The following is a 25537-nucleotide window of genomic DNA, read 5'->3' as shown; positions in this document are numbered from 1 at the left end:
CGCTCATCGGCGTAGCCTGCCGCGGTAGTAGCGGGTCTCCTGCAGATCGCCCTCGATGGCATGGGCGAAGTGGTTGTCCTGACGTCGTACTGCTGGTGAGTTCTGATCTCGGGCATCGGCCCAGGCCGCCCGCTGGTAGGCCATGCCATGGGTGGATTCCTTGCCGGATCCGGCAGTGGTCACTGTCCGGCCAGTTTGGCTGCCGCCTGGAGGGGGAGATCCGCCTGCCCTTCCCCTGACGGTCAGTTGATTGGGCCGTGAGGGGTTGTCGGCTCCATCGAGGCTGGAGACCAGCTCTTCGCGCATTTCCACGCTGGTGACCCAGGTGCTTGACCCTATCTGGCGATGGGCGATGGGCGATCCGACGGTCACGATGTGGTCGAAGTGGTAGCGGTTGGAAAGATCCGAGGCCATGGTGGCGGCCACGATACCGCCCTGGGAATGACCCACCAGGCTGACCGGATCGTCCGGGCGCACCCCAGCCTCGCGCATGGCCTGGTCCACCAGACGCAGCGAGGCCGCCCTTTCGCGTACTGAAGCCTTGTCGCTCATGAGCTGGATGTTTTGGAACCAGCCGATGGGGGAATCGAGATGGGAGCTGGTGCCGGGTATGTAGACCAGCCAACGGTCCCTGCCGTCCGCCTCCCGATATCGTTGTACAGCGATGGTTGCGTAAGGAATGCCGTCCTGGCAGGATCCCAGGCTCTCCAGATTTTGCAGGGCGGTGGCAATGTCATGAGCCTCGCCCAACCCCTTGCCCTGTGGCTGTATAGGATCCATCGTGAGCTGGTCACCCTGAAGATGAGCGAGGATGAAGGGCACCAGCAGGCCTGGATCGGTGACCAATCTGCCAATAGGATCGCGGTGGTCCGAGGTCAGGTCGGATGCGGCGGCGGCCAGCAGAGGCTGATGGATGCCGGCCGTAGTTTCCAGAAATTCCTGGAATTGCGAGGCATCCAGTTTGCCGGTCAGTTTAGCTGCTCCCAGGCTCAGACCGATGGTTCCCAACATATACGGGGCGATGGGCTGAAAGAGGGTCACGGCCGTGGATATCAGGGAGTCCATCAGCTTTTCCATGAATGATTCCGCCTGCGAGTACAACCCATAGGCCTTGGTCAGCCGATCGGCCACAGACTGGAGCTTGGTGCGTAGGTCTTCGCAGGCCTGAGCTTGGTCACTGCAGAAGGTCACCATCAGGTCCAGGGGCAGACGGGCGTGACCTGGCGGCGGCACGGCAGCCTGGGTGCAGGGGAGGGCGGGCAACCCTGGCATGGTTCTGCGGATAGCCTGATTGGTGAGAATCCATTGCGTCTGCAGGGTGGCCAGGGCACCGCCTGCCTGGTTGAGCCGGTCAGCCATGCCGGTCAGATGATCCAATTCGGTGCTGGTGTAACCGTTGGCGTCGGGTGCCGCGGTGACCGTCCGCTTCATGGTCGGCTCTCTTGATCGATCAGGTTCAGGGTGCGTCCTGCCTGGACACGCTGATCCTGGCAGAGTGCATCCATGGCCCGTACCTGGGCCCGGTAGGCGTGAGCGGCCTTTCCCTGCCAGTCGACCCTTAGGGCCTGGTCGGCTAATTCGCTCAGGTGGACCAGGGTTGTTCGCGACTGCCGAGCCATATCGGCCAGCATGGTCCGGCAACGGGCCACCCGTGCGTGGCAGGGGCAGGCTCCGGCCGCCTCAGGATCGGACAGGTAGGAGGACTGCTCGAGGAAGGGGGCCAGGGTGGGTAGTGACGATGGTGATGACTTGTCCATGCGTCTACTTCATCACTGCAGTCATGCTTGCATGGCGTCGATTGGGCCATGTGGTCGAATGTTGCCTGATCCGTTTTGATGGGGACAGGTCTTCGAAAAATGATCGAGCAATGCCTGGTGAGGCCGGTCACCAGGGTTTGACGCCCTTTTCCCGATCCTGGTGGCCGCCCGTATTGCCTGTTGGGCTGGGGGATGAGGAGGGATCGCTCTGTTCCTGGTTGCGCTTGAGCAGATCCTCTACCTCAGCTTCCTGCTGCTTGGTCAGCCCGGAGGATGCGCCCTTGCCTGATCCGCTCTTTCCGCCCTGCTCGTTCTTGGTTGTGTCTGCTTGTTGTTTTTTGAGAATCCGTTCCGTACGTTTGGTCAGCGCAGTGCTGGTCGCTTGGTTGGCTTGCGCGGCCTGCCTGGTCTTCGGCAGAAGCAAGGGGCCCGGCCGCGCCGCTTGGGCGAAAAGGCGGTCTGCCTGATCTTGCAGCGCCTTGATTGCTGCCGGGTCTGCCTGTGGGTTTCGGGCCTGCCGGATGCTGGTGTTCAGTGTGCGCGTGGCCTCGTTGTAAGTGGCGATGGCTCTGACGTTGATCAGGCCCCATGCCCCGGTCAGCGCTGCTATCAGGGCTAAAACGATAAGGACCAGACGCGTTCGAAGGGTGTTCCTGCTCATAGCAATCTCCTCGAAGTACGGACCCATTGCCCTGCCTCAACCAGGATCAGGACCAGTTCCACCAGTGCCAAGGGCCAGACCAGCGGGGTGACATGTCGGCGCACCTGATCGACCGTGGTCACCCGGTAGCGCTTGGAGACCGAAGCTGTAGCGCCCTCGCGGACAGTGACCCCCTTGGCCAGGGCCTGATAGTGGCCGCTCATCTCGTCGGCCATGGCCTTGAGAGTGTCCGGATCCATGGCCGAGATGCCCGGCTGGCCGGTCTGCGGATCCGTCACCCAGCCTCCGGCGCCGCTGCCGCCGACATCCGAGGTCAAGGGCACCGGGCCTCCCTTGGCTGAGCCGGTTCCCAGGATAAAGGCCTCATCCAGCCCCTCTCTAAGAACGCTGAAGGATCGCCGTTCGTCTCTGCCAGTCTGCTCTCCATCGCTGATCAGATAGAGCAGGATCCGGTCGTTGGGATGCTGGTCCTTGGTCTGCTTCAATGCCAGAGTCAGCCGATCCAGAGGAGCATCCAAGCTGGAGCCGGAGGAACGGGAGGTGGGCTCTGTGGCCAGCCCGCGGGCCCAGTTGTCCACAGCTCGCACGTCGGGGGTCAGGGGCAGATCGACGCTGGCCGAGGCGCCGAAACTCAGGGCCGAGAAGGATGCATCCGGATAGGTGTCGACCAGCCCGCGGACGGCTGCTTTGGCCGCCTCCAACCGGCTGATGCCGTCCTGGGCCCCATATCCGGCATCCTTGACTGCCATGGATCCGGTCACGTCAACCGCAATGAAGACATCAGTGGCGTTGACGGCTTTATTGGTGGTTCTGCTGACGGTGCTTGGGGTCAGGACCATGAGGGCCAGGATCAGGACCATGGCGGTGCGCCGGGCCAAGGCCCAGCGATCGGCATCCGTATCCCGGCCCTTGCGCAGTCCATGGATGACCAGCGCAATAGCCAGGAGCAGCAGCAGGCCCGACAATAGGCCGCCGGCCACCCAGCCCAGGGCAGGCTCAAAGGTCAGGGACTTGAGTATGTTCATCGCTTCAGCCTCCAGGCCAGGAGCAGATATCCGGATAGCGCCAGGGCCAGGGCCAGGGTCCACCAGCCGGGTGCATCCACCAGGCTGGACTGCTCCTGCTGGCGTGGGTCGGCTCCATGGCGATGTTCGATCCGGCGGACCAGCGCGTTGATGGAGTTCCCGTCCTGCCGTTGCAGGAAGATACCGCCACGGGCTTCGATCAGCCGCTGCATCTGCCGGGTGCTCTCCGCCTCGGTGCCTTGGTCCGGTCCCGAATAGAGTCCGTCCACCGCGATTCCTGCGGCCGAGGTCAGCTTGAGCGCCTCCTCCAGGGTGTATGTGGGTTTGCCGGAGACCACGTTATCGGTGGCCAGGACCAGGGAGCTCGAACGTTGGTCGGCCTTTGCCGGTTCGGGTTGGCCCTTGGGAGTGAATTGCGGCAGGAGCGCAGCGCAACCCACCAGCCCGTCGCCGATCAGTGAGGTGGTGTCCCGGCGGTTCTGCGTGCCCTCCAGCCAGTCGCTGATGTCCTGGTACTGTCGTCCGCTCATGGCATCGATGCGGTCCTGGGACTGCACCCCGTCCAGGATCCGTCGCGCCTTGCTCAATTCGGCGGTGATCATGCCATAGTCGTCGGTCAGGGGGAAGACGGTGCGCGAGGTGGAGTTGAAGATGCTCAGAGCCATGCGTTCGCCCCGGAAGCTGCGGACCAGATCGAGGTAGGAGGCGATCACCTGCCGGTCGTAGGGCAGGGTGGAGCCGGACACATCCAGACATAGCACGATATCGCGGTTGTGCCCCTGCTCCAGTGTCCGATCGACCCGGGCGGGCCTGGCAGCAAGGCTCAAAACCATCAGCAGGGCCAGAGCGAGCAGGATTGCGGCGCAACGGTTCAATCGTCGCCAGCGCCGCAGGGACTCGTGGCCCTCCTCGGTGTCCAAGTCGCTGTCCAAGGTCCAGATCCGGGCGCCCCGTTCCTGATCCAGCTTGCGACGACGCGCCGCACGGGAGGCCAGCAGGCCGAACGCCAGGGCCAGGAACAGGGCCAGCACCGGCAGCCAGGGCCACCTCCAGGACAGATTGCCTATGCTCATCGCGGCCACCGTTCAATCAACTCCCGTACCCAGTCGGCTGCCTGATCCACCGTGGCGTCGGTTCCTGTGCTGTCCCGGGGAAGGGCAAATTCAGGCGGGTAAAGGGCATCTATGGTCTGCCGAAGCAGGTCCAGACCCTGCCGGGTGCTCGGCGTACGGGGCTGAGCCTGGATTTCGGCCAAAGTCTTGGACTTCATATCACTGTTCCAGGAGCGGGAGGCGAATCCACGAGCGATGGTGGCCAGTGCTGTCATGGCCTGGTCGCGGTTCAGTTGGCCCTTGTCGTACTGGGCCACCACCTGATCAATCCGCTGACGCCATGCATCGAGGGAGTCAGGGCTCGCTTGGATCGGATGCTCTTCCTGCTGACGGCTGAACCTGGGCAGGAGAATGGCCGCTCCGGCCAGGGCCAGGGCCAGTATGATGGCGGTCGCCGTCAGAGCCAGCAGCCAGGTGGGCTGGGTCATGGCGGGCATGATCTGGATTTGACCATGACCGGACGCAAGACGAATCAGGACGACAGCACTCATGCCGCCATCACCGTCTGCCGCATGGGAATGCCTGGTCGGCCGGCTGAGAGCAGGTGGATGAACCTGTTGAACATGGCTGTGCTGGAGTCGGCCCTGATCAGCGAGGCTCCGATTCTGGTCAATTCCCGGCTAAAGGCCTCAATCTGATAGCGCCTGTGCAGGTCCACGGCTTGCGTCCCGTTCGCGGTACGCAGGAAGGCCGGGATCTTGCGTCCGCTGGGTGCATCCGTTACCGAGCCCATGGCGGGCTGTTGCCGCAGGGGATTCATGGTCTCCACTCCGATGAAATTCAAGGGGTGGGTGGTTGCCAACTGTCGGATGGTCGGCATCAGGTCAACATGCAAGGCCGACTGGTCGGTGGCAATGACCAGCATGGCCTGCCGGTCCTGGATGCCGGCGGCGTAGCCCAGCAGGGCCTCAAGGTTGCGTGGCTGATCCAGCGGCGACTCCAGAGCCCGGTCCAGGGTCTGTTCGAATCGGGCGAACCCCCCCTGGCATGGTATGCGGCGGATGGCGGATGAATCGACCAGGACCAGGTCCACCTCATCGCTGCGGCGCAGGCAGAGGGAAGCGAACATGCACAGGGCGTTGGCAGCCACCTGGATGGCCTGCTCCCCGTCAGGGCATGTTCCGGACATCTCGCGGCCGACATCCAGCAGCAGCCAGACCTTGCTGGTAACCAGGCGCTCGCGCTCAACCACCATGGGTCGACCCATCCGTGCACTGGCGTGCCAGTCGATCATGCGGGTTTCGTCTCCGAACTCATAGGCGCGCAGGTCGGCACGTTCGTCTCCACCGCCGCGTCGGCCAGAGGAGTGCTCGCCCTCCAGCAGTCCAAGGGCCCTGCGCACCGTGGGAAGCCGGAGGCTGGTGTCCAAGGACTCGATCCGTCTGCGGACCGGGTCGCGATTCGAGCGTCGGCGGCTCATGGCACCGGCACCGTGTCGACGATCTGGTCGATGATGTCGTCGCTGCTGATGCCGTCGGCCTGAGCCTCAAAGGTCAGCAGGATCCGGTGGCGGAGTACCGAATGGGCCCAGTCCTTCAGATCCTCGGGAATGACGTAATCCCTGCCAGTCAGCAGGGCCCTGGCCTGGCCGATGCGCACCAGGGCGATGGAGGCACGCGGGCTGGCTCCCAGCCTCACCTGCTCGGCCAGCCCTTGGATGGGTCGCGATCCAGCCCCCCTGCTGGTGGCCGCCAGATCGACTGCATATCGCATGATGGGCTGTGCCACGTGGACCTGCCGGGCCTTCTGCCTCAGGAAGTCCACATCGGCGATGGTCAAGGCGTCCCGATCGTCCTTGCCGGGCATATCGGTGCCTCGGCTGGTCAGCATCTGCAGCATTCGGGTCTCCTGGTCGGCATCAGGATAGGTCATGACGGCCTTGAGCATGAACCGGTCCATTTGGGCCTCGGGCAGGTTGTAGGTGCCCTCCTCCTCGATGGGGTTCTGGGTGGCTATCACCATGAAGGGCCGGGGCAGGGCTATGCGTTCGCCGCCGATGGTGGTGGCGCCCTCGGCCATGGCCTCCAGCATGGCTGACTGGGTCTTGGCGTTGGAGCGGTTGATCTCGTCCATGAGGACGAAGTTGGCGTGAATGGGACCCAGCTGTGTCGAGAAGCGCTGTGTGGAGAAGTCGTAGACCTGGGTGCCTACCAGATCCGAGGGCATCAGGTCGGGCGTGCACTGGATCCGCTTGAAGCTGCCGGAGACCGAGGTGGCCAGAGTCTGGGCGGCGGTGGTCTTGGCCAGGCCGGGCACGGATTCGATCAGGATGTGTCCTGAGGCCACCAGCGTCAGGATCAGGGCCTCGCGCAGGTTCTCCTGGCCTACCAGAGTCCTGGAAAAGCGGGTTCGAATCCGGTCGGCCAACTGACGGCAACGTTGCAGGTCGTCCTGGCTGATTGGCGGAACCTGCCGGTCCTGACCGGGCTGAACAGATGGGGACTGACTGGGTCGAGGTGGGAATAATGCCATAGCAGATATGGTAACGGCATTTCCTGACGACTCAGCCAGCAGGACTCAGGTCAGGGACCAGTCCACCGGCTGGGCGCCCATGGCCTCCAGCGCTTGGTTGGCCTTGGAGAATGGGCGGGATCCGAAGAAGCCGTATCGGGCCGACATGGGGCTGGGATGCGGGGATTTGATGATGGCCGCATTGGTCAGCAGGGGCTCCAGGCTCTGGGCCTGTCGTCCCCAAAGAATGGCCACCAGGGGCCGGACCTTGCCCTCCTGGTCGCGTCGGTCGTTCAGAGCTCGGATGGCGGCGTCGGTGATCTCCTCCCAACCCTTGTTCCGGTGGCTGGCCGGCTTGCCCACCCGTACCGTCAGGCAGCGGTTGAGCAGCATGACCCCTCGCCTGGTCCAAGGCGTCAGATCGCCGTTGGAGGGCGTGGGCAGGCCCAGGTCGGAGCTGAGCTCGGTGTAAATATTGCGCAGGGAGCCGGGAATGGGGCTGACTGCAGGGTCCACGCAGAAGCTCAGGCCCACCGGATGGCCGGGCGTCGGATAGGGATCTTGGCCCACGATCAGAACCTTGATGGAGTCGAAGGGGATGGTAAAGGCGCGCAGGATGTTCTTGCTGGCAGGCAGATAGCGGTGGCCCTGGGCCAGCTCGGATCTGAGGAAGTCGCCCATACGGTGAATGTTGGGCTCGACAGGAGCGAGAGCCTCGGCCCAGCCGGGGTCCACCAAGGCGCTCAGAGGTTTGCGATGGGTTCGGCCCTGGCCTCCTGCTATGGTCGGAGGGTTGGTACCGGTTCCGTTCGTCGGCGCGGGGGAGGTTGCGGCAATAGGCTGGCTGCTGTTCATAAGGTCACTATATCGCTTGGTGATATGAGCCGGTCAGGGTTGTCATGGCTCTCTTAGGCTTGCGGGGAACGTCGGATGGTCAGCGGGATGCTGCTCCGGCGTCCCATTACATATAATGGTTCAGGATCCGGTGGAGCGGAGGAGAGTTCATGGCTAGCACGCGCGACAATGGGACGCAGGCGCGCCCCCAGGTTCATGATGCGTTCGACAACCCTCCCAAGGGGCCGGTCGGTGTGCATCGGGGGCCGCGTTCCCTGCCGGTCAGGGCTCTGCCCTACCTGCTGGTGGTGGTCTTGGCCGTGCTGTGCGGACTGGGCTTATGGGCTGCAGTCAGCGGCTCCCTGCCCTGGCAACAGACCCACACCGATGCCTCCCGGGTCATCAGCAGCCATCTGCCCAAGCGGTCCGCCTCCTCCTCCTCAGACAGCAAGCCCTCTGCTGAAACATCATCCCAGGAGCAGGCTTCACAGGAGCCCTCGCAGTCGCCTTCAGCGAGCGCATCCAGCAGCAGCCCGGCACCTGTGGTCAACAGGGGCACACAGGTGGCCGTCATCAACGGAACCAGGATCACCGGGCATGCAGGCAGCAAGCGCCAGGTCCTGGTCAACGCCGGTTACACTGCGGTCACGGCAACCAACCCGCAGGGGGCTCTGCCTGGCGTAAGTACGGTCCGCTACCGTGACGAGGCCGACAAAGCTACTGCCCAGGAGGTGGCCAGCCTGTTGGGCATCACCCAGGTGGAGCAGTCCTCCGTGGCCTCCACACCGGTGGAAGCCATCCTCATGCAATGAGGTTCAGCCAACCGGACGACCAAAGAAATTCGAGGGCAAAAGTTCCCGAATTTCGGCTCGGCGTTTTGCAATTGCCCTATCAATAGGCCTAAACTGACCTTGCCGACCAGGCAGATGCGGTCAGTCTCGTATCTGTTGTGACGCGGCACCTATGTTAAGGAAGTTAGTTATGGCACAAGGCACTGTGAAATTCTTCAGCGCTGGCAAGGGTTACGGATTCATCAATCCCGACGATGGCGGCGAGGACGTGTTCGTGCACTACTCGGCCATTCAGTCCGACGGGTTCAAGACCCTTGATGAGGGAGATAAGGTCGAATATCAGGTGGAAGAGGGCCCCAAGGGTCTGCAGGCAACCAAGGTCACCAAGCTCTGATTGTCGTCTTCTGTATTCGTCATGGTGGATCCCGGTTATTCCGGGGTCCATTTTTTGTAGCATGTATTTTGAATTACAGTGCTGAGCCGGGACTGTGCAGGGTGCGGATTGCCTGTGGGCGGGGCCGATGTCAGGGCCGATACGACATACAGCCTGCAGCGTATTTTCCCCTCAGGTTGGCACTCGGCTCCACCGAGTGCTAATCTGCTGAATTAGCACTCGAGGTGCGGGAGTGATAACACGACAGCTGACGGTCGGGTTCCGTTCCACGCCGACGGTGGGTCATGAAACCTCAAGCCATGACGGAGGAAGCAACAATGGCAAAAATCATCGAGTATGACGAGGAAGCTCGTCAGGGCATGCTTGCCGGCCTGGACAAGCTGGCCGACACAGTCAAGGTCACCTTGGGCCCCAAGGGTCGCAATGTGGTGCTGGACAAGTCCTACGGGGCCCCGACCATCACCAACGACGGCGTCTCCATCGCCAAGGAGATCGACCTGGAGGATCCTTACGAGCGCATCGGCGCCGAGCTGGTCAAGGAAGTCGCCAAGAAGACTGACGACGTAGCCGGAGACGGCACCACCACCGCCACCGTACTGGCCCAGTCCCTGGTGCATGAGGGCCTGAAGAACGTGGCTGCCGGGTCCAACCCCATCGCTCTGCGTCGCGGCATCGAGAAGGCCGCCGACGCCATCGTCAAGGAGCTCGTGGCTCAGTCCAAGGAAGTCGAGACCAAGGACCAGATCGCTGCCACTGCCACCATCTCTGCAGGCGACCCCGAGATCGGCAATGAGATCGCCGAGGCCCTGGACAAGGTCGGCCAGGACGGCGTGGTCACCGTCGAGGACAACAACCGCTTCGGCCTGGACCTGGAGTTCACCGAGGGCATGCGCTTCGACAAGGGCTACATCGCTCCCTACTTCGTCACCAACAATGACGACCAGACCGCCGTTCTGGATGATCCCTACATTCTGCTGACCTCGGGCAAGGTTTCCAGCCAGCAGGACGTGGTCCACATCGCCGAGCTGGTCATGAAGACCGGCAAGCCGCTGCTGATCGTCGCTGAGGATGTGGACGGCGAGGCGCTGCCCACCCTGATCCTCAACAAGATCCGCGGCACCTTCAACTCCTGCGCCGTCAAGGCTCCTGGCTTCGGCGACCGCCGCAAGGCCATGCTGCAGGATATGGCCATTCTGACCGGCGCACAGGTGGTGTCCGATGAGCTCGGCCTCAAGCTGGACTCCATCGACATGAGCGTGCTGGGCACCGCCAAGAAGGTCATCGTCTCCAAGGACGAGACCACCATCGTCTCCGGCGGTGGTTCCAAGGATGAGGTCTCCGCTCGCGTGGGCCAGATCCGCACCGAGATCGAGAACACCGACTCCGACTACGACCGCGAGAAGCTGCAGGAGCGGCTGGCCAAGCTGGCCGGCGGCGTGGCCGTCATCAAGGTCGGCGCGGCCACCGAGGTCGAGGCCAAGGAGCGCAAGCACCGCATCGAGGATGCTGTCCGCAACGCCAAGGCCGCCATCGAAGAGGGCCTGCTGCCTGGAGGCGGCGTGGCTCTGGTTCAGGCCGCTGCCAAGGCTGAGAAGGATGTCAAGCTGGATGGCGACGAGTCCACCGGCGCATCCATCGTCTTCCGCGCTATCGAGGCCCCCATCAAGCAGATTGCCGAGAACAGCGGCATCTCCGGTGACGTGGTCATCAACAAGGTCCGTTCGCTGCCTGCTGGCCAGGGCTTCAATGCCGCCAACAACGAGTACCAGGACCTGCTGGAGGCCGGCGTGGCCGACCCCGTCAAGGTGACCCGTTCTGCCCTGCAGAACGCGGCCTCCATCGCCGGGCTCTTCCTGACCACCGAGGCTGTCGTGGCCAACAAGCCTGAGCCTCCGGCACCTGCCGCCGCTCAGCCTCAGGGCGACATGGGCTACTGATCCTTATAGGTTCGGCCGAGGGCTTTCCGGCTGAACCTGGTGATCGCCGAGGACAGGGGCCTGCACACCGGACTATGGTGTGCAGGCCCCTGTTTGCTTGTTCGTTTACTGCGCCATGAGTTTTCACGATCCGGGTTTGGCAGCAGGTACTCATGGTGAACCGGTTGAAAGCTGCCAACATCCATGGTCTGGTGCTCAGGCTCCGGCGAAGAGGCGGGTGGCCTGGGCCTCGGTGTCCGCATAGAGCGACGATGCCTGTGTCAGAGCTGCCTGGATACCTTCAAGCGCCTGTTCCATCTGAGCCTGTGAGGCGCGCCACTGCTGGGCCACTGTGGCGAATTGGCTGGCCGCCGAACCCTGCCAGACGCTTTGAAGATTGTCCAGATTGGTGTACATTCCCGCCACGGCATCTCTGATGGCCCCTATTGAGCCACTGACCGCGCCGGAGGCCGTCTGTATCTGATCCGAATCAACTTGGAACCGTGTCATGATTGTCCTTTCCGTGAATGGCGGTGATGGTGGGGGAGTCCAATGCCGTCAACCGCTACTGTGGACACTATGACAGTGTTCACGCAGTTGCCCCGTCCGCGGACCCATGTGGTCGAACGAGTCCCCCTCCACAAGACGAATCCGGTCGGCGTCTCATCCATGAGGCGGGTGCTGGCTTTCCTGCTCTTGATGATTTTGACGGTCGGCGTTCTGGGGCCGACCAAGGCTATTGCTGATGAGCCTCAGACGGGGGCCGGAACCATGACCGACACGATCACCGATCCGCAGAATCTGCTGGGTTCGGATGTGGGCTCCGTCAAGGATGCTATCCAGGAAACCGCCGAGCAGACAGGAGTATCGGTCCGACTGCTCTACCTTCCGCATTTCTATCAGGGCGTCAAGCCTGAGACCTGGGCGTCCAGGGTGCTCGAATCGATGAAGCCCACCCACGACACGGTTCTGCTGGCGGTGGCCTCTCAGGACGGCAAATTGGTCGTGGCGGTCTCCAGCAACTCGCAGGCCTGGCTCAAGGATCAGTCCAGCGTGGATCAGCTCTCGCAGGCTGCTCTGGAGCCGGTCACCAAGGGCCGCAATCCCGACTGGGTGGGCTCGGCCAAGGCCATGATGGACCAGGTTGAGACTCTTGACCAAAACCACCGGCATCACCGGGTGATGATCATTGCTCTTTCAGTGACGGTTGTCGTCCTGGTCATGCTGGGCGTAGCGGTTTGGATTTGGTGGCGTCGCAGTAGCCGCACCGGGGCCCATCATCGCAAGTCCAGCTCTGGGAAGAAACAATCGCGCCCGACAGAGACGGTCAGCAAACTATCAGATAATACCCAGAAAGACGCGGCAAGCTGAAACCATGAGCAAACCGACGCAAGCACAACTGGTCGTGGTCGACGACGAACCGTCCATCAGGGATCTGCTGGTGGCCTCTCTGCACTTCGCAGGCTTTGCGGTTGAGACCGCGGCGTCCGGCTCCGAGGCCATTCAGGTCATTGAGCGCACCCAGCCGGATCTGATCGTCCTGGATGTCATGCTGCCTGACATCGATGGATTCACGGTCACCTCTCGTATCCGTCAGGAGGGAATCGAGGCGCCGGTGCTCTTCCTGACGGCCAGGGATGATACCCAGGACAAGGTCATGGGGCTGACTGTGGGCGGCGACGACTACGTGACCAAACCGTTCAGCCTGGAGGAGGTTGTGGCCAGGATCAAGGCCATATTGCGCAGGACGCGCGAGCATCAGGAGGACGATCCGATCATCCGGGTGGGGGATCTGGAGATCAACGAGGATTCGCACGACGTCACCAGGGCCGGGCGACCCATCGACCTGAGTCCGACCGAATACAAGCTGCTGCGCTACCTGATGGACAATGAGGGTCGTGTGCTCAGCAAGGCGCAGATTCTGGACCATGTCTGGCAGTACGACTGGGGCGGGGATGCAGCCATTGTGGAGTCCTACATCTCCTACCTGCGCAAGAAGGTGGATGGCATCACCATCAGCGACGGACACGGCGGGGAGCGCAAGGTGACCCCGCTGATCGAGACCAAGCGGGGCATCGGCTACATGATTCGGGCCCCTAGGCAGAACGCATCGGATGGCGGCGATGGCGACTAGTCCCTTGGGCTCGACTCCCATGGCAGAACCGTCGGCTGACAGGACCAACTCCGTCATGGGTTCGGATTCTGACAAGGGCAAGGGCTCCGGCAGACCGAGGGGTCGGTCCATGCGCAGGTCGCCGCTGGCTGCCATTCCCCTGAGTACAAAACTTGTAGCCAGCATGCTCATCCTGCTCATCGTGGGCACGGTGGGTGTCTCTGTGGCCATCTGCCAGATGGCCGACGACTATCTGATGAAGCGCACGGACTCCCAGCTGATCCGCCAGGCCAACCTGGGCATCCGCAACGCCACCCTGCTGCGCCAGGAGGATCTGAGCAAGAATGGCCTTGGCCCCACTGACTACTTCCTGCAGATCCGCGACGACAAGCTGCACATTATTTCGGACGATCTGAATCCTATGCAGGTCAACGGGGTCATTTCCCGCCCGCGTCTGCCCGCCGACGGCAGCCTGGACTCGATACCCCTGGGCAAGCCGACCACGGTGCCAGCCTATGTGCGCGTCTCGCGACAGGCCTCGCCAGACCGGGACACCATGAAGCGAGCCCGGGCCTCGTGGCGGGTGGTAGCCATGCAGTGGAAGCTGCGCAACGAACTGGACGGCTCCGAAATCAGCGGCATCCTCTTCATCGGTCTGTCCATGAGCGACCAGGACGAGGCCGTGCACGATCTGACGGCTTTCTGCATGATCATTTCCGTTGTTGTGGTCCTTCTGGGCGGAGTCATCTCGGTCCTGCTGATCCAGTCCACCTTGGTTCCCCTCAAACGCATCGAGAAGACTGCTGCCAAGATAGCGGCCGGTGACCTATCCCAACGCATTCCCAGCTTCCCGGAGAATACCGAGGTGGGTTCCCTGGCAGCATCCCTGAATGCCATGCTGGCGCGAATCGAGCATTCCTTCGACGAGCAGCGCCAGACCACCGAGAAAATGAAGCAGTTCGTTTCGGATGCCAGCCATGAGCTTCGTACCCCTCTGGCCGCCATCCACGGCTACGCAGAGCTCTACAGGATGCAGCGCGACTATCCCGGGGCTCTGGAGCGGGCCGACAAGTCCATCCAGCACATCGAAGACTCTTCGACCAGGATGACGGTCCTGGTCACGGATCTGCTTTCGCTTGCACGTCTGGATGAGGGCAGGGGGATCGACACGACCCTGCCGGTCGATCTGACTGGGTTGGTGCGAGACGGGGTGGACGATCTGCATGCCTTGGACCCGGGCAGAGAAGTGGCTACAGGAAGGGTTTGCCTGCATACCGAAGACCAGCCCGCCCCCCAGGAGAAGCCGGTCACGCCCAACAAGGGTCTGCCAGGCCTCAAGGGACGCAACAAGGAAAAGATCACCGTGGGCGGGCACCTGGGCCCAGCCGTCAGTCTGGACATCCAGGAGGGTCCCCTGCCCTTGGTGCCAGTGACTGGTGACCCCAGCCGCCTGCGTCAGGTGATTACCAATATCGTAGGCAATATCCACCGCTACACCCCAGCTGATTCGCCGGTCCAGGTGGGAGTGGGCCTGGTCAAGGCGACCATCGCACCGGCGGATCTGACCAGGTTGGAGGCCACTGAGTCCTCGCTGGGACACCTGACCGAGGCGATCCAGGTGGCAGAGAACAGCCATGTGGGCACCGACTATGCCATCATCCGGGTGGTTGACCACGGGCCAGGCGTCCCGGAGGAATCCAGGTCCAGGCTCTTTGAGCGCTTCTACACGGCCGACCCGTCCAGGGCTCGGGAGAAGGGCGGCACGGGGCTTGGACTGGCCATTGTCCAGTCCATTGTCAAGGCTCATCAGGGGTTCATCTGCGCCTCGCAGACCCCGGGGGGCGGTTTGACTTTCACCATCGTCATACCCCAGGGCGGCAGCCGGGATCAGGGGCACGCTGAGGACCAGGCCAATTCTGCCGCCAATCGTCCCGTACGCCTATGACAAGATGGGTCGTCCTGCCCCTTCCGTTCAGGTAGACTGAACTCGGATATATCAGTTCAAGAAGCAACGTAAGGAAGTGGCAGAGCATGCCCAGCGGGAGAGTACGGTGGTACGACGCCAAGCGGGGGTTCGGGTTCATCACGGATGAACAAGGTGAGGATGTCTTCCTGCCCTCATCGGCCCTGCCCGCCGGGGTGTCCACCATACGCAAGGGATCCCGGGTGGAGTTCTCAGTGGCTGAGGGCCGCAAGGGCCCCCAGGCCCTGGATCTGAAGCTGGTGGGGCCGACCCCCTCCATTCTGCGTGCCAAGCGACCTGATCCGGACGACATGGCCGCCATCGTGGAGGACTTGATCAAGCTGCTGGACTCCGCGGGCAATGGCCTGCGTCGACACCACTATCCAGGTCGGGCTGAATCCGCCAAGCTGGCCACCCTCTTGAGGGCCGTGGCCGATGACTTCGACGTGCCGGACTGAGCAGACGGCGAGAAAAATCCGACGTGGATCGGTCTGATCCGGTCCCACTGATGATGAAGGTGTGATAGATGGTTCAAGAGGACTTGGATCCTGAGGAACTGGCTAGGCGAGTGGCTCTGAGCGTGGCCGCCGACAGCGATGAGGTCGGTGGGCTGGTCGGCCGCACCCTGATTGGTGACGGAGTCTGGGACTACCGGTTCGCCTCGGCCATCAAGGGCTATGAGGGCTGGCAGTGGTCGGTCACCCTCTACTGCGATGAGGATGCCGATACCTGGACTGTGGATGAATCGTCTTTGGTGCCTACTGATGCGGCCCTGCAGCCACCCGCTTGGGTTCCTTGGAAGGATCGCCTGCTGCCCTCGGATCTGAGCGTGACCGATGCCATGGGAACCGAGCCGGACGACCCCAGGCTGACAGCCGGATACAAGCCAGCGCAAGCTAGCCATCAGAATTCTCAAGTACAGCAGAACCCCGGAGATGATGAAGAAGGTCAGCAAGAATCGAGTTCCCCTGCTGTTGATGGGGCCGATCAGGAGACTGACGGCGTGGTCTTCCGCCTGGCAGACCGTCCAAGTGGAGAAAAAGACGTTCACGAGCAGGAATCGAATGATCAGATTCCCCTCGGTGCACAGACCTCTTCCGATGACCTGGATGAGGCCGTCGACCGCTTCGCTCTGAGCCGCCGGCACGTGATGACCGCCGAGGCCAGGACGGCCACCGCCAAGCGCTGGTACGAGGGGCAGCACGGCCCCAAGTCCCTGTCGACCCGGACAGCCAAGGGCAAGGCCTGCGAGACCTGCGGCTTCATGATTCCTCTGGCAGGTGATCTGGGGACCATGTTTGGCGTCTGTGCCAATCGTTGGAGCCCGGACGACGGACGCGTGGTTTCCTTGGATCATGGCTGCGGCGAGCATTCCGAGATCGAACCCCAGGAGGAGTCCCATCTTTGGATCCAGTCCCAGCCGGCCTATGACGATCTCCATATCGACGTGGTCAGGCAGAAGCCCCGCGAGGAGCGCCCTGAGGTGGAACTCATGGAGCAGATGCAGTCAGAAGACGGCTCAGAAGACTGATTCCAAGGCCTCGTTGCGTTCAGAGCGCAATCACCGGCGGGCCGAGAATAAACGTCACCGTAAATCTGTAGAGTGAATTACGGATCAAAGGGAAGGACAAGTATGTTCGAACGGTTTACCGACCGTGCGCGGCGGGTGATTGTGCTGGCGCAGGAAGAGGCCCGCACCCTGCAGCACAATTACATCGGCACCGAGCACCTCCTCCTGGGCCTGATCAGGGAAGGTGACGGTGTTGCCGCCAAGGCCCTGGCCTCCAAGGGCGTGGAACTGGATGCCACCCGCAAACAGGTTGAGGAGATGATCGGTAAGGGCAATGCGGTCCCCAATGGGCATATCCCATTCACACCGCACGCCCGTCAGGTCCTGGAGCTGTCGCTGCGCGAGGCGCTTCAGCTGGGCCACTCTTACATTGGCACTGAGCACATTCTGCTAGGACTCATCCGTGAGGGTGAGGGCGTCGGCACCCAGGTGCTGATCAAGATGGGTGTGGACCTGGGCGATCTGCGGACCGCCACTATTGACATGATTCGCGGCAATCACGAGGGCGGCGATGCTAGCAAGGGCGATCTGGCCAATGCCGGCGGCGTTTCCAACAAGGGCGGACAGACCGGTTCGGCCATCCTGGACCAGTTTGGCAGGAACCTGACCCAGGAGGCCGCTGAAGGCAAGCTGGATCCGGTCATCGGCCGGGCCAACGAAATCGAGCGGGTCATGGTCGTCCTGTCCAGAAGGACCAAGAACAACCCCGTGCTGATCGGCGAACCTGGCGTAGGCAAGACTGCCGTGGTCGAGGGCCTGGCGCAGAAGATTCATGAGGGCGATGTGCCCGAGACCCTCAAGGGCAAGCAGGTCTACTCGCTGGATCTGGGTTCCATGGTGGCCGGTTCACGCTACCGGGGCGACTTCGAGGAGCGCCTGAAGAAGGTACTCAAGGAGATCAAGACCCGCGGCGACATCATCCTCTTCATCGATGAGATTCACACCATCGTCGGTGCGGGTTCGGCTGACGGGGCCCTGGGCGCCTCTGACATGCTCAAGCCCCTGCTGGCCCGCGGCGAGCTGCAGACCATCGGAGCGACCACTACCGACGAGTACCGTAAGTACATCGAGAAGGATGCGGCCCTGGAGCGGCGCTTCCAGCCCATTCAGGTCTCCGAGCCCACCATCGCCCAGACCATCGAGATCCTCAAGGGTCTTCGCGGCCGCTATGAGCATCACCACCATGTCACTATCACGGACAAGGCCCTGCAGTCGGCGGCTGAGCTTTCTGCACGCTACATCCAGGACAGGAACCTGCCTGACAAGGCTATCGACCTGATCGATGAGGCCGGCGCACGCCTGCGCATCAAGCGGCTGACCGCCCCGCCGGAGCTCAAGGAGCTGGATGCCAAGGTGGATCGCATCTCGGCCCAGAAGGACCAGGCCATCAAGGACCAGGACTTCGAGAAGGCCGCTCAGCTGCGCGACAGCCAGGAGAAGCTGGAGGCCGAGCGCAAGGAAAAGGAGCAAGCCTGGCACGAGGGTGAGTCCGACGTCAAGATGGTTGTCGACGAGGATGTAATCGCCGAGGTGGTCTCTTCGACCACCGGCATCCCGGTCTTCAAGCTGACCCAGGCCGAGTCCAAGAAGCTCTTGGGCATGGAGAAGGAGCTGCACAAGCGGATCATTGGCCAGGATGAGGCCGTCTCCGCCCTGTCCCGCTCCATCCGCCGTACACGTGTAGGCCTCAAGGATCCCAAGCGTCCCGCAGGTTCCTTCATCTTCGCCGGCCCCACCGGCGTGGGCAAGACCGAGCTGGCCAAGGCTCTGGCCCAGTTCCTCTTTGACGATGAGGATGCCCTGATCCGGGTGGATATGTCCGAGTTCTCGGAGAAGTACTCCACCTCCCGTCTCTTCGGCGCTCCTCCGGGGTACGTCGGATATGAAGAGGGCGGCGAGCTGACTGAGAAGGTCAGGCGCAAGCCGTTCTCCGTGGTCCTCTTCGACGAGATCGAGAAGGCTCATCCGGACATCTTCAACACCCTTCTGCAGGTGCTGGACGACGGCCACCTGACTGATGGGCAGGGTCGCATGGTGGACTTCAAGAACACCATCATCATCCTGACCACCAACCTGGGAACCCGCGACATCGCCAAGGCGGCCAACACCGGCTTCAACGTGAGCGGCAACACCGAGACCTCCTATCAGAGGATGAAGGACCAGGTGACCAGCGAGCTCAAGCAGCAGTTCAGGCCCGAGTTCCTGAACCGCCTGGATGACATCATTGTCTTCCAGCAGCTGACCGAGCCCCAGGTCCGTCAGATTGTCGATCTGGACATCGCTCAGCTCAACGATCGTCTCTTCGAGCGCCATATGTCCTTGGATCTGACCGACAAGGCCAAGGACCTGCTGGCCGAGAAGGGCTTTGACCCGCTCCTGGGTGCCCGGCCTCTGCGCCGCGTCATCCAGCGGGACATCGAGGATGCGGTCTCCGAGAAGATCCTTATGGGCGACCTTACGGACAACGAGTCCGTCCAGGTCGATGCCGAAGGCGAGGGCATCCTGGGTGAGTTCACCTTCACCGGCAAGCCCTTCGAAGGACCCCGTCATGCGGCCAGCTCCGCTGATAAACAGGACCAGAAGTCTGAACTGGTCGGAGCTTCGGTGAGCTCTTCCGACGCTGATGTTCCGCCAGCAGGCGAGGCCGACAGCCAGAGCCAGGATGGTCAAGGTTCTGAGCAGTCCGCTCAGAGTTCGCCTGCCAGTGACTGAGATAAGGGTTGAGGCCCGACGCAGCTGACTGAAGAGGGGTTGGAGCAGATTACAGTGCTCCAACCCCTCTTATTCTGTACTGCCGGGGATTTGCGTCGATCTCTGTAATGCAGTTTCTGAAACGTCACTTGGAATCCATGGCTTCTATTGGCAGTGTGAGCTCGGCATTTGCTTTTGCTTACGAGTCCATCGAATGGTTCGATCATTCTCTTATATCAGGCTTAAGGCAGCGATGGAATTGGCAGGTAATTGACATCAGTGTTTGCCAGGTCAGCATTCCATGCATAACGGTTCGTTTACCCCAAACGGCCGGCGACTCAGGCAGTTGCGTGATGAAGAACTCAGGCCAGGCGTGGAAGAAGGCCTTGTTGACCTTGAAGGAACAAGGAACCTAAATGCTTGACGTAGCCGGACCCCTCAGAACAGGGGATGCAGCAGCAGGGCCAGCAGATAGAGAGCCATAAGAGCGATGAACAGGATGTCCATCCTGCCCAGTTGCAGCAGGCGGTAGTGGGTGCGCTGTTGACGGCTGCCCTCATAGCACCGGGCATCCAAGGCCCGGCTCAGGTTGTCAGCGTGGCGCAGGGCTCCGGCGAAGACGGGAACCGTGATAGCCATGGCCGCATGCAGGCGTTGCGAGAGCGAGCCGGACTCGATGGATCCGCCACGGGCTGCCTGGGCTTCCACGATGGCCTGAACCTCACGTCCTAGGGTAGGGATGAAACGCAGAGCCAGTGACAGGACCAGGGCGATTTCATTGGTGTGGATGCCCAGCCTGGACAGTGGGCTCAGCAGGGATTCACAAGCATCGGTCATCTGTGTTGGGGTGGTGGTCTCCACCAGGAGCGCTCCCAGAAAGATGATCAGCATGAAGCGGCAGGCATAGAGTACAGCCACCCAAATGCCGCCGGTGGTCAGCACGAATGGACCCCAGGCAGCCAGTCTGCGGCCGGTCTGAGTGACCAAGAGATTGAACAGGGCCAGCAGAAGCATGAGGGCCAGAAAGCCCTTGACTGATTTCATAATGGAATGCAGTGGTGCCCGGGCGGCGGCAAAGAGGCCTACAGTGACCACCAGCGCCAGAACAAGCTGCGCAGGCGTGGAAATGGCGAAAGCGGTGAACATGGCTAGAAGGAAGGTCACCAGCTTGGCTCGCGGGTCCAGCCTCGCCAGCAAGGATAAGGGTTTCTGGTCGGCTTGGGTGCGATCCGCTTTCCTGCCTGAAGTTTCTTTGCCGGCAGCCTCCTTCTCCGCTGCATCTGTGGCGAGCAGCTGATGGTAGCGCTCCACGACTTCGGCAGTAGGCCCATAGGCTAGCGTTTCTCCATGCTCCAGGAGCAGGGTCTGGTCGGCCAGATCCAGGGCCTCGCGATCGGCGTGGGTGCTCATGACGATGGTGACGCCGCGCTGATGGAGCACTCGGAGCAATGCCATAATTCGTGCGCAGGCCTGGGGGTCGAGACTGGCGGTGACCTCGTCCAAAACCAGCAGTTGTGGGCTGCAGGCTACGACGCCGGCGATGGCCACCAGGCGCCGCTGACCCCCCGAGAGGTCGAAGGGGGAGCGGTCGGCCAGATCACCGATGCCCAGAAGCTTCATGGCATCATCCACCCGCTGCTGCACCTGTTCGGGCCCATAGCCCAGGTTGTGTGGACCATAGGCGATGTCCTGACTAACAGTATCCGCAAAAAGCTGATGTTCGGGGTATTGCATGACATAGCCGACCCTTTGGCGCAGAAGCTTCAGATTCTGGCGTCGCAGATGCTTGGCCTTGGGCCGGTCGGATCCGGCCAGGGGCAGGCCGGCCACCTGGATGGATCCGCTGTCGGGATCTGCCAGGGCACAGATGAGCCTGGCCAGAGTTGACTTGCCGGATCCGTTGCGCCCAATAATGGCTAGGGTATGTCCTCCAGCGAGCTCCAGATTCACCTGGCTGAGGGCTTTGCTGCCTGCGTCAGGAAAGCTGTAAGAGACATCCGAGAACTTGACCATGGGGATAGCGTGGTCATCGACTGCGGTCTTTGCGCCCGTATCCGATGCCCTGCTTCGGGTCAGCGAATTCTGGTCAGGTTCGCCAACAAGGGCAGGCAGATCCTGCCTGGTCAGAATCTGATCAGGTCTTCCGGAGGCCACGATGCGCCCATGGTCAAGTACCAGGACCCGATCAGCCTGTCTGGCTTGCTCGAGCAGGTGGGTGATGTGGACGACAGCTGTGCCCTGGGCTGTCAGCCGACAGAGGATTGATTGAATCTCCTGTCGGCCGGCCGCATCGAGCATGGCACCTGGCTCGTCCAGCACCATCATGCCTGGATTCATGGCCAGGCTGCCGGCCAGGGCCAGTCGTTGCTGCTGTCCGCCCGACATGAGGGTGGGATCATCATTCATCCGCGTCTGCAAGTCGACCTGTTCCAGGGCCGCTGGCACGCAGGAGAGCATCTTCTGGCGGGGCAGGCCCAGATTCTCGGGTCCGAAAGCCACATCGTCCTGGACGACGGTGGTCACGATCTGGTCCTCAGGGTTCTGAAAGACCATACCGATGCTCCGCCGTGCCTGCCGGTAAGCCTCAGCGTCGATCTGGCGGCCCTGATCCTGGGTGTCGGAGCAGACCGCTCGGCCCATAAGCTCGACCTGGCCGTGGTCAGGTGCCGTCGCGCCCGAGAGAATGCTTCCCAGCGTGGATTTGCCGGAGCCATTCGCTCCCAGGATGCACAGATGTTCGCCTGCATGCACCTCCATGGACAGGTGGTCCAAGGCCCAGGTCTCGCCTCCGTCATAGGAGAATGAGACCTGGCTGAGCCGGGCGACCGTTGTCTTCGAATCCGCTGAATCCAAGACGGCGGATTGGGTCATGGGTGCTGCCATGACGTGCCGAACCGCCGTGGCCTACTTGTTGATCAGCGTGGAGATGGGCTTGTAGATCAGGAAGGTGACCACGCCGTGGATGGCGAACTTCATCAGGTTGAAGGGCAGGAGGATGGGCACGATCATGGCGACTACCTTGGCCATGGACATGTGCGCGTAGAAGGGGGTGATCACCACGTTGCATAGGATGGCTGCAATCACACCCAGAATGGCGCCGGAGACAATCCCGATGACCGCCCCCTTGCGGCTGTGCATCCTGCGGTAGACCAAGGCTGCCGGCACGCTCAGGGCCAGGGCCACGATCATCGAGATCAGAGCACCGAAGGGGTTGGTGAACAGGTGCGGGACGAATCCCAGAATGGAGATGATTGCTGCAGCAGCAGGGCCGAAGGCGAAGCCGCATACCAGGACGACGATGCCGGAGGGGTCGTATTTGAGCCAGGGAGCGGCAGGAAAGATCGGGAATGAGAAGAAGCTCAGAACCATGGCCAAGGCTACGAAGAGTGCGTAGACCGCAATCCGTTTGGTCGACCAGCGTCCTGAACCGCCTGCACCTGTGGAGTGGACATCGTTGAAGCGCGTGTCCTTGTTTGCAGTGGTGTGTGAATGAGAATTGGGCATGCTCATAGAGGGCCTCGTTTCTTCCATCCGGACTGTAACCGTTGGCTTCGGACTTGAACCGATATCCACCGCTTGCGCGGGTCGCGGGCTCCCGGCATTCAGCCGGATACCGCCAGTAAGGACTTTCACCTTCCCTGAAACTGACGATTTCAATATAGCTGCGGTCCTTGGAATGGTCAATTCTTTCTCACTGATAGTGCATTTCTAGACACGCCAGGAAGGAAATAAAACCGCCTTCCATGCAACTATTGCAGCCTGCACAACGAATATGAGGTTGTCGAAAGTTCACAATGCTGCAAGGAGGCTGGAGCATGGCGAGGATGGGTGACCATCTGCTGCCTGCGGATGAAGCTATACATCCGGCCTTGGTCAGACAAACCAGTGACGGAGACGCTGATGGTGGCCAATCCCAGGCAGAGGACCTGGAATGGATCAGAAACATACTGTCAACTAGATCCTTTCGCGCAGCCGATGACCTAGTTCGCAAGTACTACGACGACATCCTGGCCTACATCCGAGCTCAAGTAGGCGATAAGGAGGAGTCGCTGAACCTTGCCCAGGATGCCTTTGTTGCCATTCTGCGGTCTTTGGGCAGCTACGATTCGCACAAGTCCAGCTTCCGTACCTGGATCCACCGCATCGCAACCTACAAGGTTATTGACTACTGGCGTATCCGTCGCAGACGGCAGCGGCAGGAGGCACAAGTATTTGTGGCATCCGGCCACGATCAACATGACGACCCCGCCGACCAGACCTTCAAGGACGACCTAGTTGGTCGGATTGAAGACAAGATTTCACAAGCCCCGGTCCCGGCGCAGGAAGTTTTGCGTCTCCATCTGTATGCCGGCTATGGGTTCGCGCAGATTGCCGAGGCCTGCGGAGAGCCTGAAAACACGGTCAAGGCTCGGTATTACCGACTTTTGGACAATTTGAGGAAGGAGTTTGATCATGAATCGGTCTGAACCTGATATCCGTCCCGTTCTGGCGGCTCTTCAGGGTAGCGACCTTGAGCGCGATGATTTTGCTGAATCGCCAATCGGCAGTTCCCGGATGCGCGAGCGAACCATAAAAACGATTGTCCGCAAAGGGATGGGAAGACGTCCTGGGCTGATCTGGACCCTTGTAGCCATGGTTCGTTCCCTAGGCCTGAGAAATCTGCTCTTTGGCCTCTGGGACTGCGTCTTTATCGGCTTGATTCTGACGGTGGCAGTTTGGGCGACCGTCTTTGGTTCCTTCGTGAAGACTGCTTGGCCCAGCAGAGTCGATAGAATCTTCGGTCTGGTTGTCCCCATATTCGTCTGCTCGCCTGCTCTTTTCCTGGTGGTGCACCTTTTGGTAGTGCTCAAGGAACGGAATCTGAATACCCTGAATCTGATCAGAACCTGCAGGTGGTCATTCCGTCAGATAGCCGCAGTCAGGATGCTTCTGTTCGGCATGGTCAGCATGATGATTTCATCCTTGGCTACGGTCTTGCTGGCGCGGACGACCAATCCGGGGCTGTCCACCATGACCCTTCTGGGGATCAGCTTCTCCTCCCTCTTTCTCTTTTCCCTGGCACAGATCTGGGTGGAGGAGCATATGCATGGAGAACTGTCCATCTATCTGGTTCTCGGACTCTGGATTGTGCTCGGCATGATGCTTTATCTGACTCGATTCGCCACCGCCCCCATCCTTGTCTCCATTCCGCCGGCCTTGAGCCTGGCGACGGGCCTTGTTCTTCTGGCGGTCTTCCTGCTTGTTCTGCATGGACGCTGCGTAGGGTCACCTCTGCCAAGGTGGGTATGGCATATGAAAAGACCGGCGACGGCATGAGGGCGGAATCTTACATGTTTAGCGTGAAAGGACGGTGAGTTTCGTGCTGCACTTGGACCATGTGTCAAAGAGCTTCAGGAACAAGCGGGTTATCAACGATCTGAGCCTTTCTATTGGAACCGGTGTCCATGGGCTCCTGGCACCCAACGGAGCAGGCAAGACCACGCTGATCCAAATGATCGCTACCCTGATCCGCCTGGATTCGGGAAACATCACTTGGAACGGGCAGGACATCATGGTTATGGACGAGGACTATCGCGGCCTCTTGGGGTATCTGCCTCAAAAATTCGGCTATTACCCAGACTACAGCGCTGAAGATTTTTTGATGTACATAGCAGCCCTTCAGGGAATCGGCCGGAAACGGGCCAAGCCCCTGGCGAAAGATCTCCTGAAGACCGTGGGGCTTAAAGACCAGGGTAAGCAGAAGATGAAGACGCTCTCTGGGGGCATGATTCAGCGCGTGGGGCTGGCACAGGCCATGATCAACGACCCGGAACTGATGATTTTGGACGAGCCGACCGCTGGTTTGGATCCACGGGAACGTGTCCGCTTCCGCAACCTGGTCCATGCTCTTTCGCGCGACCGGATCGTTATCCTGTCCACTCATATCGTCTCTGACCTGGAGACCATCGCCGACCGGGTCATCATGCTCAAGGATGGGCAGATCTGCTGCAACCAGTCCCCAAGGCAGATAAGCCGCTGGCTGGAAGGCAAAATATTCCTGGTTCCTGCGGATTATCGCTTAGGGCAGGGGCAGCTGCTCCTTGAGGACGAGCTGGATGGGGATGCGACCCGGCTCAGAATTTACTCACCTGAGCCGCCGTCCCAGGGCCAGGCTGTTCCTGCCAACTTGGAGGATGCCTTCCTGGTGATCTACGGGGACGAGGAGTAGCGATGCAGCATACCCCGCCGAATCGGGCTCGCAATCTTATTTCTTGCTAGG

At 61.3% G+C, this 25537-nt stretch carries 24 protein-coding genes and 1 riboswitch; of the genes, 12 read left to right on the top strand and 12 right to left on the bottom strand.

Translation table 11 applies throughout. The annotated features are described in order from the left end of the window. Nucleotides 1–3: 3 nt before the first annotated feature. The 9 genes from H3T92_RS01375 to H3T92_RS01335 form a co-directional block, all read right to left on the bottom strand. Nucleotides 4–1431 carry a PGAP1-like alpha/beta domain-containing protein gene (locus H3T92_RS01375; protein WP_144085753.1) on the bottom strand — a complete coding sequence of 476 codons (1428 nt, stop codon included), beginning with the start codon at nt 1429–1431 and terminating at the stop codon, nt 4–6. Next, nucleotides 1428–1757, bottom strand: a complete 330-nt coding sequence (locus tag H3T92_RS01370) for a hypothetical protein (RefSeq protein WP_144085754.1) — start codon at nt 1755–1757, stop codon at nt 1428–1430. The genes H3T92_RS01375 and H3T92_RS01370 overlap by 4 nt, the downstream gene beginning before the upstream one ends. A 127-nt stretch (nt 1758–1884) precedes the next feature. After that, complete coding sequence (locus H3T92_RS01365; RefSeq protein WP_144085755.1) at nt 1885–2418, bottom strand: DUF6466 family protein; 534 nt, start codon at nt 2416–2418, stop codon at nt 1885–1887. Beyond that, the gene (locus H3T92_RS01360) at nt 2415–3443 is read right to left on the bottom strand and encodes a vWA domain-containing protein (protein ID WP_144085756.1); all 1029 of its coding nucleotides are present in this window, start codon (nt 3441–3443) and stop codon (nt 2415–2417) included. Before H3T92_RS01360 ends, H3T92_RS01365 begins: the two co-directional genes overlap by 4 nt. Beyond that, the gene (locus H3T92_RS01355; protein ID WP_144085757.1) at nt 3440–4516 is read right to left on the bottom strand and encodes a vWA domain-containing protein; all 1077 of its coding nucleotides are present in this window, start codon (nt 4514–4516) and stop codon (nt 3440–3442) included. Before H3T92_RS01355 ends, H3T92_RS01360 begins: the two co-directional genes overlap by 4 nt. After that, complete coding sequence (locus tag H3T92_RS01350; protein ID WP_144085758.1) at nt 4513–5046, bottom strand: hypothetical protein; 534 nt, start codon at nt 5044–5046, stop codon at nt 4513–4515. The genes H3T92_RS01355 and H3T92_RS01350 overlap by 4 nt, the downstream gene beginning before the upstream one ends. Beyond that, the gene (locus tag H3T92_RS01345) at nt 5043–5975 is read right to left on the bottom strand and encodes a DUF58 domain-containing protein (RefSeq protein WP_101432601.1); all 933 of its coding nucleotides are present in this window, start codon (nt 5973–5975) and stop codon (nt 5043–5045) included. The genes H3T92_RS01350 and H3T92_RS01345 overlap by 4 nt, the downstream gene beginning before the upstream one ends. Beyond that, nucleotides 5972–7027: an AAA family ATPase gene (locus tag H3T92_RS01340; RefSeq protein WP_144085759.1), complete on the bottom strand. Its 1056-nt coding sequence runs from the start codon at nt 7025–7027 to the stop codon at nt 5972–5974. The genes H3T92_RS01345 and H3T92_RS01340 overlap by 4 nt, the downstream gene beginning before the upstream one ends. 45 nt (nt 7028–7072) lie before the next feature. After that, nucleotides 7073–7861, bottom strand: coding sequence for a uracil-DNA glycosylase (locus H3T92_RS01335; protein WP_232341819.1), 789 nt, complete (start codon nt 7859–7861; stop codon nt 7073–7075). A gap of 149 nt (nt 7862–8010) precedes the next feature. On the opposite strand from H3T92_RS01335, the gene H3T92_RS01330 reads away from it, so the two are divergent. From H3T92_RS01330 to groL, 3 genes are all read left to right on the top strand, one after another. Further along, complete coding sequence (locus tag H3T92_RS01330; RefSeq protein ID WP_144085760.1) at nt 8011–8652, top strand: LytR C-terminal domain-containing protein; 642 nt, start codon at nt 8011–8013, stop codon at nt 8650–8652. 169 nt (nt 8653–8821) lie between these two features. Beyond that, a complete protein-coding gene (locus H3T92_RS01325; RefSeq protein ID WP_045924634.1) occupies nt 8822–9025 on the top strand; it encodes a cold-shock protein in 204 nt (67 codons plus the stop codon). Between the two features lie 317 nt (nt 9026–9342). After that, complete coding sequence (gene groL, locus H3T92_RS01320) at nt 9343–10962, top strand: chaperonin GroEL (protein ID WP_101432598.1); 1620 nt, start codon at nt 9343–9345, stop codon at nt 10960–10962. Nucleotides 10963–11157: 195 nt separating this feature from the next. Here groL and H3T92_RS01315 read toward each other — a convergent pair whose 3' ends face one another. After that, the gene (locus H3T92_RS01315) at nt 11158–11451 is read right to left on the bottom strand and encodes a WXG100 family type VII secretion target (protein ID WP_024626574.1); all 294 of its coding nucleotides are present in this window, start codon (nt 11449–11451) and stop codon (nt 11158–11160) included. A gap of 69 nt (nt 11452–11520) precedes the next feature. Here H3T92_RS01315 and H3T92_RS01310 point away from each other — a divergent pair, with 69 nt between their 5' ends. From H3T92_RS01310 to H3T92_RS01285, 6 genes are all read left to right on the top strand, one after another. Next, the gene (locus H3T92_RS01310; RefSeq protein ID WP_186279414.1) at nt 11521–12312 is read left to right on the top strand and encodes a TPM domain-containing protein; all 792 of its coding nucleotides are present in this window, start codon (nt 11521–11523) and stop codon (nt 12310–12312) included. A 4-nt stretch (nt 12313–12316) separates the two neighbouring features. Then, a complete protein-coding gene (locus H3T92_RS01305) occupies nt 12317–13075 on the top strand; it encodes a response regulator transcription factor (protein WP_144085762.1) in 759 nt (252 codons plus the stop codon). A 19-nt stretch (nt 13076–13094) separates the two neighbouring features. Further along, entirely contained in the window at nt 13095–14999 is a 1905-nt protein-coding gene (locus H3T92_RS01300) for a sensor histidine kinase (protein WP_232341818.1), read from the top strand. 86 nt (nt 15000–15085) lie between these two features. After that, nucleotides 15086–15475, top strand: a complete 390-nt coding sequence (locus H3T92_RS01295) for a cold-shock protein (RefSeq protein ID WP_101432595.1) — start codon at nt 15086–15088, stop codon at nt 15473–15475. Between the two features lie 68 nt (nt 15476–15543). Beyond that, nucleotides 15544–16548 carry a DUF3027 domain-containing protein gene (locus H3T92_RS01290; protein WP_198189262.1) on the top strand — a complete coding sequence of 335 codons (1005 nt, stop codon included), beginning with the start codon at nt 15544–15546 and terminating at the stop codon, nt 16546–16548. Between the two features lie 102 nt (nt 16549–16650). Continuing rightward, nucleotides 16651–19299, top strand: coding sequence for an ATP-dependent Clp protease ATP-binding subunit (locus H3T92_RS01285; protein ID WP_198189261.1), 2649 nt, complete (start codon nt 16651–16653; stop codon nt 19297–19299). Nucleotides 19300–19716: 417 nt separating this feature from the next. On the opposite strand, the gene H3T92_RS01280 is transcribed toward H3T92_RS01285, so the two are convergent. Continuing rightward, entirely contained in the window at nt 19717–22149 is a 2433-nt protein-coding gene (locus H3T92_RS01280; protein ID WP_144085765.1) for an energy-coupling factor transporter ATPase, read from the bottom strand. 33 nt (nt 22150–22182) lie between these two features. Beyond that, nucleotides 22183–22809, bottom strand: a complete 627-nt coding sequence (locus H3T92_RS01275) for an ECF transporter S component (RefSeq protein ID WP_045924627.1) — start codon at nt 22807–22809, stop codon at nt 22183–22185. Beyond that, nucleotides 22794–22928: riboswitch (FMN riboswitch) on the bottom strand. It overlaps the preceding gene by 16 nt. Nucleotides 22929–23093: 165 nt before the next feature. Between H3T92_RS01275 and H3T92_RS01270 the strand changes: the two genes are divergently transcribed. Genes H3T92_RS01270 through H3T92_RS01260 form a run of 3 tightly spaced genes read left to right on the top strand, consistent with a single transcriptional unit; the run spans nt 23094 to nt 25486 of the window. Further along, nucleotides 23094–23744: an RNA polymerase sigma factor gene (locus tag H3T92_RS01270; RefSeq protein ID WP_186279415.1), complete on the top strand. Its 651-nt coding sequence runs from the start codon at nt 23094–23096 to the stop codon at nt 23742–23744. Then, entirely contained in the window at nt 23731–24594 is an 864-nt protein-coding gene (locus H3T92_RS01265; RefSeq protein WP_144085767.1) for a hypothetical protein, read from the top strand. The genes H3T92_RS01270 and H3T92_RS01265 overlap by 14 nt, the downstream gene beginning before the upstream one ends. A 34-nt stretch (nt 24595–24628) precedes the next feature. Beyond that, nucleotides 24629–25486 carry an ABC transporter ATP-binding protein gene (locus H3T92_RS01260; protein WP_260804466.1) on the top strand — a complete coding sequence of 286 codons (858 nt, stop codon included), beginning with the start codon at nt 24629–24631 and terminating at the stop codon, nt 25484–25486. Nucleotides 25487–25537 lie beyond the last annotated feature (51 nt).

The sequence above is a fragment of the Bifidobacterium sp. W8112 genome (genome assembly GCF_016101425.1).
Taxonomy (GTDB): Bacteria; Actinomycetota; Actinomycetes; order Actinomycetales; family Bifidobacteriaceae; genus Bombiscardovia; species Bombiscardovia apousia.
Note: the sequence above shows the minus strand (reverse complement) of the source record. Positions and strands in the feature narration are given on the sequence as shown.